Below are 12024 nucleotides of genomic sequence, written 5' to 3'. Positions count from 1 at the left end.
TCATTATAGAAGAATAGTGAAACCGGATGGTTTGTTCGGGATTAGTAACCGCGTGACAGGTCAGGTGTTACGTTTGCCAGTTAACCGCTCAGGTCGTCTGCGGCTCCGCCGGCAGATCGGGCTGGGTACGGCGGCCCCACAGCAGCGCAGCGGAACAAATAACGGCAAAGGCAATCAGCATTGTAAAGGCTGCAGTATACGAACCGCCCGAGGCATCGACCAGGAAGCCGATCAGCATCGGTGTCAGGAAGCCGGCCAGCTGGGCCCCTGTGTTGACGAATCCGCTCGCGCTGGCCGCAACGCTCTCCGGCATTGATTTCACGGATTTGGAGATGATCAGTGTGGATACGAAGCCTGCGGCAATCCGCACAATGGTTTCATAGGTGATGAAGAGCGCAATGCTGCCGGCTGTACTCATCAGATAAAGTCCTGCGGCGACGGCCAGTGCGAAGACGGCGGAGATCTTACGGTCTTTGCCGGGGGGGATGCGGTCCATCACATAGCCGCCAAGCAGCATGGTAGCGATCCCGATAACGCCGGGAATGGCGGCGAGCATGCCCATTTCCTTCAGATTGAGGCCGCGGACGTTGACCATGTACGTCGGCATCCATGAGGACAGTCCCCAATTGACCGCATAAATGCAGAAATAGCTGAGGAACAGGCCCCAGATCATCGGGCTTTTGAGCACAGTTTTTAACGAAGCATTCTTTCGGGCTGCAGGAGTAGAGGTCTGTACGGGAGTGCGGGCGGGCTCCTTGAGGAAGAAGAACATCAGGATGGTAATGACAATGCCAATGATACCGAAAATATGAAACAGCGTGCGCCAGCCGATCGACTCCAGCGTGAAGCCGGCAATAAGCGGCGTAGCCACACCCATAATCGCGCCGGAGGCCAGCATGACGGACATCGCGCTGCTGCGCTGGTTGACGGGAAAGTTAACGGCAATGGCTTTCGAACCGGAAGGGAAGAAGCCGCCTTCGCCGATGCCGAACAGAAACCGGACAAGCACAAGTGAGAGCAAGGACCAGGCAGACCCGGTAATCATGGTGAAGACAGACCAGGATAACAGCGAGAACAAAATGACCTTACGGTAACCAAATCGGTCCGCCAGCGCTCCGCCGGGAATCTGCATGATGGCATAGCCCAGGAAAAAGCTGCTGAGGATAATTCCCTGCGAGGAAGCGCTCAGCCCCAAATCCTCAGCGATGCTGACGACGGCGTAGTTGATGACGAAGCGGTCCAGATTTCCGAGGCACCATCCGAGGAACAACAGGGCCAAAATAATGTACTTAAAGTGTTTGCTGTGGATCACCTTCGACATCGTGTTACCTTCTTTCTCATGGGTTGTTATTTATATTGTTTGATTAATATAAAAATTACAGGATCAGTGGTATCTTTACAATGGAGGTTCTTCTATAATAAAGAATAATGTGATATGAAAACCTACATTGACAGAGGTGGAGGAATGCAGGCTTTTTTCGTGGAGTTGTTGGAAAGACACTTAGAGACCCCGGAGTTTGCCGTATGGATCAGCAGGAATTGGACGGACTGGACGGAGATTTATCGAAGAGAAGGTTTTCCGGCGGCGCCACCCCTTCTGGCATCCGGATTACCATTACGGTCTGCGCAGTCAGGCCGAGAATCAGACGAATATACGTTAGCTTATCTTCCATATGAGCATAATGTATGTGTCGCAATCCGTGTTTTCCGGGTGCAGGGACTGTCGGAAGCAGAGCTTAACATCCTTTCTTCCTTGTTGTATCCAAGCTATACCGAATTTATGGCCGCAGCCCATGAACAGGCTCTCCAGACAATGATGAACAGCTTCCGCGATGTGACGCAGCTGCTGGACCTGGATGATGTGCTGGAACGCATTTTGGCGAGCGCGCTGGAAGTCATTCCGTATGAAAGTATAGGTGTGCTGTGGAGCTACGACCCCGCAATCGATGCCCTGAAGGTTAAAGCACGGGCGGGGGAGATGGGCGAGGATATGCTCAAGATGCGGATGAAGCCGGGCGAGGGCATTATCGGTAAGACCTTCGTGCGCGGCGAGCCCCGGCTGTATGACACCATGCGCATCCTGGAAGAGGATATTGGCAACATGTCCCGGGAGAACCGGCTGCATTTGTACAATGCATATCATTTTGAGAATATCTGCTCGATCATTTCGGTCCCGATTAAGGTGGAAGGACAGAGCGAATGCGTGCTGATCTTTTATCAGAAAGGGAGGATCCCCCTGTTCGGCGAAGCGGAGGTGCGGCTTCTGCAAAGCTTTGCCGACCAGGTGTCGATTACTATTACCAATGCGAAGCTGTACGCGCATTTAAGCGCACAGAACGAAGCTCTGATCCGGCGGGATGAGATTCATTCCACGCTGATGAAGCTGTCCCTGCAGAACAAAGGTGTCGGTTCTATTGTGGGCGAAATGGCGCGCATTACCGGGTTGCCGCTGACTTTTGGCGATTTCATTGACCGCCAGTGGCATCCCCGCAGCGCTGAGTGGGCGCAGGAGTGGGGCATGGAGCGGCTTGTGAAGCTGTACCAGTCGCTGCAGCCGCCTGATTATCTGACTACGGTGGACGGCGGGGACGAAGCGCATCTGTTGCACCTGTATCCGATCGCTTCCGCCAGACAATGCCTCGGATATTTGCTGGTGCGGGCAGAGGAGAATCTGACACCGCTGCAATTAATGGCGCTGGAGCAGGGTAGCTCGATTCTCGCGCTGGAGCTGATGCGCAAGCAGTCACTCGCTGAGCTGTATTTTAAGAAGACGCAGCAGTTCTTCAATGACCTGCGGCTGAGCAAGGATTCGGCGGAATATTGGGAAAGGGCGGGCGAGATCGGCATCGTCCCGGCCACCCGCATTGCCGTGGGCCTGCTGGAATTCGCCGAACCCGGCGACCCCTCGGCATTCGGTGCACTCTCCCTGCAGCTGATTTCGTTCCTCAGGGATAATATGGCACAGCAGGCGATCCCGCTGGCCTTCGCCAGCGAACGGCGGACAACGCTCCTGCTCATGACTCCCGAAGGGTACAAGCCGGGTGAGCTTGAGCGGAAATTCACCGCCGGCCTTACTGATTGGGAACGGAAAGCCGGTATTGCGCTGTTCGGGGGAATCGGCTCGGTGCGGACGGGAGTGGATGCGGTCAACACCAGTTACCAGGAGGCCGACAAAGCGCTTGCCTACCAGAAGACCAGAGGCAAAGCCGGCCTTATCCGTTATGCCGACATCGGTGTGAACCGGCTGTTCATCCGTCAGCCGGCGGAGGATCTTGCCGCATTCATTGCCGAGATCTTTGAACCGCTGCGCCCTGCGAAGGGGGCGGCCGCAGTGCTGGAGGATACGCTGACCGCTTATATGGCCAGCGGCGGGTCGGCCGCGCAGACAGCGGCCGCACTGCATATTCATATCAACACGCTCTATCAGCGGATTCACAGAATTGAGGAGATTCTGGGGATGTCCTTCGGGAACCAGGAGCATCTGCTCCATCTGCAGTTGGCCTGCTATCTGCGGCAGACGCTGCCGAAGGAGACGGGGCAAGCAAGAGAGTGAAGGTGCCCTTCGGATTTGCAGTGCCGGTAGCGTACCCGCTATGATTAGATCACAGGAATGAGATTCTAGCGATAAGTAATGGGGGAGTTGCCTTGAGAGCTGCACGGGCGGTTGTTGCCGCACTGTTGATGATTGTGATGCTGGCGCTGGCCGGCTGCGCCCAGAGCACGGCGCATGTCACCGTGAAGAAGAACGGGAGCCTGGAATTTGCATTCAGCCTCGTTCTGAATGCGCGGCTGGAAGCACTGGCCGGCAGCAAGCTTGAGGAGGTGCTGTCCGAGAAGCTGGAACCTGAGGGAATTGTTTTACAGAAGAGCAAGAATGGAGATGACACGGAGTATCTGTTCCGTAAGGTGTACGCTTCCTATAAAGATCTTCCGGCGATGAACACGGCGGGGAATCTGGATATTATCGATGCCGAAGTCAATCAGGAGGACAAATGGCTGTACACGAAGTACAGCATTGTGGCCCAGCCTAAATTCAGCTCATACACGGACGATATTCTGAACAGCCTGGGCGACGCCGGCGTGCCTCAGCCGCTGGTCCGGCTGCTGCTGCAGAGCTTTGCCATCGATTTCAAACTGACGCTGCCCTTCGACCTGTATGGGGAGAACAACGCCGTTTCGCAAGATGGCAATACATTAACCTGGCATCTGACCCTGACCGATGAGCAGCCACTGGAGCTTACGCTGATGGTGCCGAACGTGCGGAACATCGCCATCGCCGGTGGAGGCGCTCTGCTGGTGATCATTGCCGCAGTCGTCCTGTTCATCCGCTCGCGCAAGAGACGGAAGCCCAAGGCTGTTTGACATCCTAACCGCAAACGAAACAGCGCCTCCGGTTTTGTCGGCTATAGCAGCCGAAAGGCCGGGGGCGCTGCTGTCATTATCCGCAAATGTGGGCCTGCGGAATAGGGGGAGCAATGATCTTTACGCTCCGCCCTGTTTCTCCCCCGCCGCTAGTACTCCTCCGGCACCGCCCGCTGCCGGCCGCCGGCGCTGTCGCGGTACTGGCCGGGAGTCATGCCCTCCTGCTTGCGGAAGGAGCGGATGAAATTCTGCGAATTGTTATAGCGCAGCTTCGCCGCGATGTCCTTGATCGGCATGTCGGTCTCCTCCAGCCACTTCTTGGCCATCTTGAAGCGGTACATCGCCAGGTATTCGCTGAAATAGTACTGTGTCTCCTTGCGGAAGACGCTGCTGATGTAGTTAGCGTTATAATGCAGCCGTGACGCGCATTCCTCCAGCGTCAGGTCCTTATCGTAATCATGCTGGATAATGTCGATGATCTTCTCGGAAATATTATGGTACTGCGCGTTCTGCCGGCTGTGGAAAGTGCGGATAATCGGCAGGACGATAATGCTCCAGAACCAGTCCTCAATCTCGGCCGCGATATGCAGATCGGTCAGCTCCTCAAAGAGCGAGCCGTTCACATGGTAGATCTGATTCAGCGTAATGCCCGACTCCTGCATCATGATGAGGATATTGTTCAGCAGCCGGGTCAGCGGGATCTGATACTCCTGCGGCGGCAGCCCCGGCGCAAAGATGCAGCGCATCAACTTGCCCAGCAGCTCCTTCGCCTTGGCCTCGTCCGCCAGCTTGATTGCATCCATCAGATCATTCTCGGTATGCACAGGGTAGTTCAGCCCCAGGTAATGCTTGCCGGAGTTGATATGCTCATACTGGATAATAATTCCTTTTCCGAGCGTAATCCGGTATTTCAGCGCTTCCAGCCCTTCCTTGTAGGCGAGGGGAAGCTTCTCGATGGTGTGGAAGGGCAGGCTCATGCCGATGCTGACTGCAAGCTTCAGGTAGCTGTGGACCTGCTGCTGCAGATTCTCCGTGAGCGCATAGAGCACCCGGTGGAAGGATTCCGGGTGATCCTCCCGGCTGCCGATCAGCGTCACCACCGCCCCGTCCACAATGACCGGAGCCAGCTGGCGGCCCGGGTCAATCAATTCTTCAATCATATTTTGCGCCGCGAACAGCAGCAGGTTCAGGTCCTTCTTCTCATAGCCGTCTTCGCCGGCGTAGTCGATGCTGAGGATAATGACGGCCATCGTCTGCCATTCCTCGACCTGCTCACGGTACCCGAACTGCTCCAGCTCCTCGTACAGCTCCCGTTTCTTCACATGGCCCTGGAAAGCTTTGATCAGGAAAAAGGTGCGCACATTGCGGATATGCTGGCTCACCTCACGCTCCAGCTGCGATTTGGACTGGAACAGATGGTGCACCTGCTCGCCGATGAACTGGAATTCATCCCGCTGCCCGGATTTGATGCCGGGACGGCGCTGCCCCATCTGATTGAGCAGCCGCTCAATCGGGGTGTACATCTTGCGGGAGCCCCGCCAGGCCAGCAGCACAGACAGAATCAGCATCACCGCACAGACCAGAATGGTATACAGGCCGATTTTGTCCGACTGCTTGGTCAGACCGTCGATGGAGGTTACGGACAGGTACATCCATCCGTTCATCGGCGACCGGAAATAAGCCACCGAATAATCCTGCTTGTTCATTACGGTCTGGAATTGGCCGGAGGTATTGGTGCTCTTCTTAATGACACTCAGATCTGTCAGTCCGCCGGCGCTGGCCGGCTTGCCGATCAGACTGCGGTCGGGATGCAGCAGAATCGTGCCCGATTCGTTAAGCACCATAATGTTGTCTAGCGGCTCGACATCGGAGGAATTAATGAAATCCTGCAGGCTGCAGGCCGGAATGTTGGCGAGGGCCAGACCGTATTTCTGCAGCTTGGCTGTCGGCAGCTTCTTGATCAGGCTGATGCTGTAATCGCAGCCGGTCACATTGACGCTCTCCTCGCTGTAGAACAGGGAAGAGGGGTTCAGCACCCATGAGCTGTTGTCGGGAATATTCATCAGATTGGTCAGCCGCTCGTAATTCGGATATTCGTTCAGCCGGTACAAGCCTGAATTCTTGATCATCCAGTTCTGGCGCTGGTTAATCAGAATAACATCCTCCAGTTTCGTATCAAAGGATTGCATATTGCGGATTTCCGATCTAAGATCGTTATATAGAATGAAATCGTTTACATTTAAGGGGCTGTTCAACGCTTTTTTGAGCACTGAGGAGCTTACGACCTGATTCAAAGTCTGGTTGACAGTCGTCAGCTTATGTTCTACATTTGAGTTAATTTGTAAAATGAGTTCCATTTTGCTTTTGTTAACATTTTTTTGAATCTCGCGTGAAGATGTGAGATAAGAGAATGTGCCGATGAACAGTACGGGCAGCGTACTGATGACAAAGGCAAATAAAGTAAGTTTGCTCAGAAAGCTCAAGTGTCTCACAGATTCAGCACCTCTTTTTTGGAAAACATTGTTCTCTATCAGTGTATGCACCAGCAAGGATAATAACAATAATCATCTGGTGCCGCAATAATCATTATCTCAAATCATTGTTTAGATAAGCAGAAAATTCTATAAATAACAGTTAATAGGCACCTGTTTTACATGTTATCGCCTATTGCTTAGGAGGACCTTCATCATGCCCACAAAATCTGCGCGCCCTGTGCTTGTTGCCCGTGTCTGTCTGCCGCTTGCGTTCATTCTTATAATGTTAAGCGCTTGCAGTAATGGAGACGCCGGTTCACAGCAGTCCGGAAGCATACCGGAAATCTCCATTCTTGCTCCCCTGCATTTTCCGCAGACCCCTTCCAAGGAACTGCTGGGGGAAATCGAGAAGCTGACCGGAACGGACCTCGAAATTACCTGGGTGCCGGAGGGAGTCTATACGGACAAAATGAACACGGCACTGACGACAGGTACGCTGGCAAAGGTGACTTTTGTGAAATTTACCGACTATAACCTGCTGAAGAGCGCGATCCGTTCCGGCGCTTTCTGGGAAATCGGGCCTTATCTTGAACAATTTCCGAATCTGAAGGGATTGGATGCGGAGATCCTTGACCAATCGGCTGTGGAAGACAAAATCTATGGGCTGTACACCGAGCGTCCCTCCTCCAGACAGGGCGTTATCATTCGTCAGGACTGGCTGGATCGTCTCCAACTGGAGAAGCCGGGAACCCTGGATGAATTGTATGAAGTGATGAAGCAGTTCACCTATAACGATCCGGACGGCAACGGCAGGCAGGATACCTTCGGCCTGGTCGACCGCAATGACCTCGTATACGGCGTGTTCAAGACACTCGGCTCTTATTTCGGTACGCCTAATAACTGGAAGCTGGAGAATGGGCAGTTCATTCCGGAGTTCGCCACACCCGAATATATGAATACCATGAATTACATGCGCAAATTGTATCAGGAGGGCCTTATCAATCAGGATTTCGCGTTGACCAGCAAAGAAGTGCAGCGCGATAAGATTATCCGCGGCAAGGCCGGCGTGTTCATCGGCAGTATGACGGATGCCCAGCGCCTCTCCATTGAAGCGAAGATCATCAATCCGCAGGCCGAGTTCACGCTGATCAACAGGATCGAGGGTCCATACGGTTACAAGGTGTGGTCCATTCCGAATTATAACGGGCTTTACCTGTTCTCGAAGAAGGCGATCGCTACCGAGGACGAACTGAAGACGGTGCTGGGCTTCTTTGACCGCACGATGGACAAGGATGTGGCCAATCTGATGATGTACGGCTTTGAAGGACGCCACTACAAGCTGGAGAACGGCAAGGTGATCCTTCCGGAGGCAACCTCGCAGCTGCGCGTCAATGAGGTCAGCCCGCTCTATTCCCTGATGATAGCCGATATCGGCAACAAGAACATCATGGAGGTCGCCCGGAAAGAACAGCTCACCGCTATGGCTGATCAGCTAAGCAAAGATAATGAACAGTTCCTGGTGGATGATCCGACGGTGTCATTAAGCTCTCCTACTTTTGATGAGAAGAATATGGAGCTTTCAATGATTATTACCGATGCGACCTATAACTATATTCTCGGGGCAATGGATGCGGAACAATTTGCCGAGGAGGTGAAGAAGTGGGAAGACAGCGGCGGGAAAATGATTATGCAGGAATACGCCGAAGCCGCTGCCCGCAGCAGCAAACCTTGACGATTAGGAGTATGTTTATTTAATTCCAGAAATAGCCATAATTTTACCTTGTAATCATTATCGACCGCTGGTATATTTTGTATTAGCACTGTATAAACAACCATGTTTGTCTGGTCGATGAGGAAAGGTGGGTTATGCCTTGGAAGCTGCTCTTACAATAGTAACGGAACTGGAAGAGTATTTAAGAAAGGAATCCCTGACGATCTCTCAGTTTGCGAAGCATGCCAGTCTGCACTCCGGTACGCTCAGCAACATCATGCGCGGGCGCAGACCAATTGCCATGCAGCAGCTGGATCGGATTACCGAGGCCATGGGCTACCCGGAAGGGTTCTTTTATGAGCTGTTCATAAATAACTATGTTATTGAGGGGTCTGCAGACTGGCGCAGAGTCGGGCCGCTGCTGCTCCGCTGTGCGGAGCTTGGAAAGCTGGAGGGTGTCCGGCAGATTGCCCAGCATATCATGGATAATCTGATTTATTCGCCGCTGCTGTTCGATACTGCGGAAGAAATGTTCGCCGCCGGCCAATTGGAAGCTGCTGCTATTCTGTATGAATGCGTGGCGGAGGGTGAACGCTTCCAGCATTCGGAGCGCCTGGCCCAGTGCCAATTCCGCCTGTTCACCATTGCCCTGGGCGATGACCAGGATAAGAACCTGTGGGCGGCGAACCGTTTCGAGCCCTATGTCGAGCGTCTCGACGAAGTGGATCAGCTCGATGCCCTGAAGGAGCTAGCGAACACCTATCGTTCCCTGCAGCGCTGGGACAAAGTCGATGAACTCGCCGAGAAGATGGGCCATAAAGCGCGTATCCAGTACGAGATGATGCACAGACCCCAGCGGAAGGTGAAGGAGGAGGAGAAGAAGCCGAGCCGGCCGATGTTTTTTTATATTGCTTACAGTGATTTGTTGCGGGCTAACGTATGTGATGAAGTTGGTGACTATGAACAGGCACTTCAATATAAACAAGCTTATGGTAATCTGAGCTGGGTCAAGGAACAAGGAGAAGAGGTAGACTCCTGGATCAAGCTGTTTGTCGAATGGTCCCAAGCTAATATCTATATAACTAAACTGTTAAGCGGAGATATAAGTGTTATCTCTCCTTACACTGCCTATATCCGGGATCAACGTGATGAGCTTGTTACAGGCTTACTATATATAATGAAAGCTGCCAATAAATATCATATTAATGTCGATATGACATTGCGGTTGTTTCAACAAGAAATTGAAGAAAGCATTCAGAATCCCTTAGAGGGAAGATATAACAGAGAAATGGCACTTGATCGTCAAGCTAACCTAATGCTGGAGTTGGCGAAGTATTTTTTGTTTAATAAGGATTATAACCGTGGATTCAATCTTTTACTTAATTCGTTAAAAAATTATCAACAAATTAATAACGAAAAGTATATAATTGAGTGTGTAACGTTATTCGAGAGATTCCGGAAATCCGCAGCACCAGAGATGCAAAATTTGTATAAAGCTCTATTATTGGGAGGAATTGCAGATGAAGAAGAAGGCAATTGTATTGTTAACAGCAATTAGCATTTTATTGGCACCGGTAATCTTTACAACAGACGCTGTAAGCACACCATCCGTCACTTCTTTCAACCATGGTTTCGGTTGATTGGAATTTACATAGGTAATCCTAGTCTTATAATGAACCCCGCGCAAAACTTGCGCGGGGTCTTTTTTTGCTGTACGAGTATAAAATTGTAAACAATCGCACACTTTGGCTCATTAATGTGGCAGTACGAAAAATCGGTTGAGATTGCACGAGACTTAATGCCGTTCTTTTCGTATTAACCCTCAAAGCCGGTTGCTAAAACTTAGTATTAAAGGTACCGGTAACCAAAAGCCGATTAAGAAAGGTGGATTTATGAAATGGAGGCTTCACGTTCAATTCTGACGGAACTGGATCAATATCTGAAAAAAGAAATGATATCGATTTCACAGTTTGCGAAGCTAACGGATCTGCACTCTGGTACGCTGAGCAATATTTTGAACGGGCATAGGCCCATTGCCATGCAGCAGCTAGACCGCATTACCACAGCCATGGGACTTGTAGAAGGATACTATTATGAGCTTTATATTGATAATTACATTATTGAAGGAGCCCCTGACTGGCGCCGAATTGGTCCGTTAATCCACCGTTGTGCCGAAATGGGCAAGCTGGATAGTATACGCCGTGTGGTAGAACATGTATTGGACAAGTTGGCTTATTCGCAATTGTTTTTTGATACAGCTGAGGAGCTGTACTCCGAAGGGTACAAAGAAGCGGCGTCCATATTGTATGAATGTGTTGCCGAGGGGGAGCGTTATCAGCATTCAGAAAGGCTTGCAGTCTGCCAGTACCGGATATTTACCATTGCCCTTGGAGATAATCAAATCCAAAATTTGTTTGCCGCAACCCGCTTTGAGCCCTATGTAGAGCGCCTGGATGAAATGGAACAACTGGATGCACTTAAAGATCTGGCGAATACATATCGTTCATTACATTGTTGGGATAAGGTCGATGAGTTTGCTGAAAAAATGGGCAGGAAAGCGCATATACAGTATGAACTAGTGCATAAACCCGTACGTAAATGGAAAGGCACAGGAAAGAAGCTGACCAGGCCATTATTCATGTATATTGCTTACAGCAACCTGTTGAGAGCAAATGTCTGCCATGAACGTGGGGATTATGATCAGGCTCTGGAGTATATGTATTCGTCCAGCGATCTGAGCTGGGTCAAGGAGCAGGGTGAAGAAATAGACTACTGGAAGAACCTTTTTTTGGAATGGACCAGAGCTAATATTATGATGACCAAGCTTCTTAGCGGGGACTTCTCGGTATTGGAACAGTATGTGGCTTATCTGGATGAGCAAAAGGAAGAATTAATAACCGGATTGCTATACATCATGAAGGCTGCCAATAAGTACAAGAAGAATGTAGATGGGGTTTTGGAGCACTTCCAGACGGATATCGAAGAAATAAGAAAGGATGTAGTCTTGAAAAGATACTCCCGGAGACTGGTGTTAGACCGTCAAGCCAGTTTAATGTATGAACTTGGGCAGTATTATTATCTGCAAGGCGAGACCGCCAAGGGTAGTGAATATTTAAACCAATGCAGTAAAAAGTACAAACGGATTAATCCGGAAAAACATCGCATGCTGGGCAGAGTTACGGAAATTCTGCGAAGCAATGATAACGGAAAGAGCAGCGGAAAGCATCCGCTCCCTAAAACCTGAACGCCGAAAGCCGGCGTTCAGGTTTTTTCTTTGGATTGCTGTTTGCTGAAGCGGCTGAGTAAAGGCAATGCAAATTCTAAGTGGATAATCGCAAACTAATTCAGGCTTTTTCTTTAATATCAGAGGACTAAGTTGATAATCACCACTAGCGTTGCATAAAAGCTGACATTAGCCAAATGGTATAAATTAACTGTCCATAAATAGAAAAAACTCTATTGTAAGAAGGTAGGCAC

The 12024-nt window shown here is 51.0% G+C and carries 7 protein-coding genes; 5 read left to right on the top strand and 2 right to left on the bottom strand.

All coding sequences use genetic code 11. The features are described 5' to 3' along the window. Nucleotides 1-88: 88 nt before the first annotated feature. Entirely contained in the window at nucleotides 89-1321 is a 1233-nt protein-coding gene (locus F1381_RS22160) for an MFS transporter (protein ID WP_187355516.1), read from the bottom strand. A gap of 432 nt (nucleotides 1322-1753) precedes the next feature. Between F1381_RS22160 and F1381_RS22155 the strand changes: the two genes are divergently transcribed. Beyond that, nucleotides 1754-3553 carry a helix-turn-helix domain-containing protein gene (locus F1381_RS22155; RefSeq protein WP_187355515.1) on the top strand — a complete coding sequence of 600 codons (1800 nt, stop codon included), beginning with the start codon at nucleotides 1754-1756 and terminating at the stop codon, nucleotides 3551-3553. 92 nt (nucleotides 3554-3645) lie between these two features. Further along, nucleotides 3646-4362 carry a GGIII-like transmembrane region-containing protein gene (locus F1381_RS22150; RefSeq protein ID WP_151737036.1) on the top strand — a complete coding sequence of 239 codons (717 nt, stop codon included), beginning with the start codon at nucleotides 3646-3648 and terminating at the stop codon, nucleotides 4360-4362. A gap of 149 nt (nucleotides 4363-4511) precedes the next feature. Here the strand turns inward: F1381_RS22150 and F1381_RS22145 are convergent, their stop codons facing one another. Next, a complete protein-coding gene (locus F1381_RS22145) occupies nucleotides 4512-6854 on the bottom strand; it encodes a helix-turn-helix domain-containing protein (RefSeq protein ID WP_151737035.1) in 2343 nt (780 codons plus the stop codon). A gap of 196 nt (nucleotides 6855-7050) precedes the next feature. Here F1381_RS22145 and F1381_RS22140 point away from each other — a divergent pair, with 196 nt between their 5' ends. From F1381_RS22140 to F1381_RS22130, 3 genes are all read left to right on the top strand, one after another. Continuing rightward, nucleotides 7051-8568: an extracellular solute-binding protein gene (locus F1381_RS22140; protein ID WP_151737034.1), complete on the top strand. Its 1518-nt coding sequence runs from the start codon at nucleotides 7051-7053 to the stop codon at nucleotides 8566-8568. Nucleotides 8569-8707: 139 nt separating this feature from the next. Continuing rightward, nucleotides 8708-10105: a helix-turn-helix domain-containing protein gene (locus tag F1381_RS22135; RefSeq protein WP_151737033.1), complete on the top strand. Its 1398-nt coding sequence runs from the start codon at nucleotides 8708-8710 to the stop codon at nucleotides 10103-10105. A gap of 339 nt (nucleotides 10106-10444) precedes the next feature. Further along, the gene (locus tag F1381_RS22130; RefSeq protein ID WP_151737032.1) at nucleotides 10445-11791 is read left to right on the top strand and encodes a helix-turn-helix domain-containing protein; all 1347 of its coding nucleotides are present in this window, start codon (nucleotides 10445-10447) and stop codon (nucleotides 11789-11791) included. Nucleotides 11792-12024 lie beyond the last annotated feature (233 nt).

Source organism: Paenibacillus tengchongensis, assembly GCF_008973665.1.
Taxonomy (GTDB): domain Bacteria; phylum Bacillota; class Bacilli; order Paenibacillales; family Paenibacillaceae; genus Paenibacillus_AQ; species Paenibacillus_AQ tengchongensis.
This window is presented reverse-complemented; position numbering and strand designations above follow the sequence as displayed.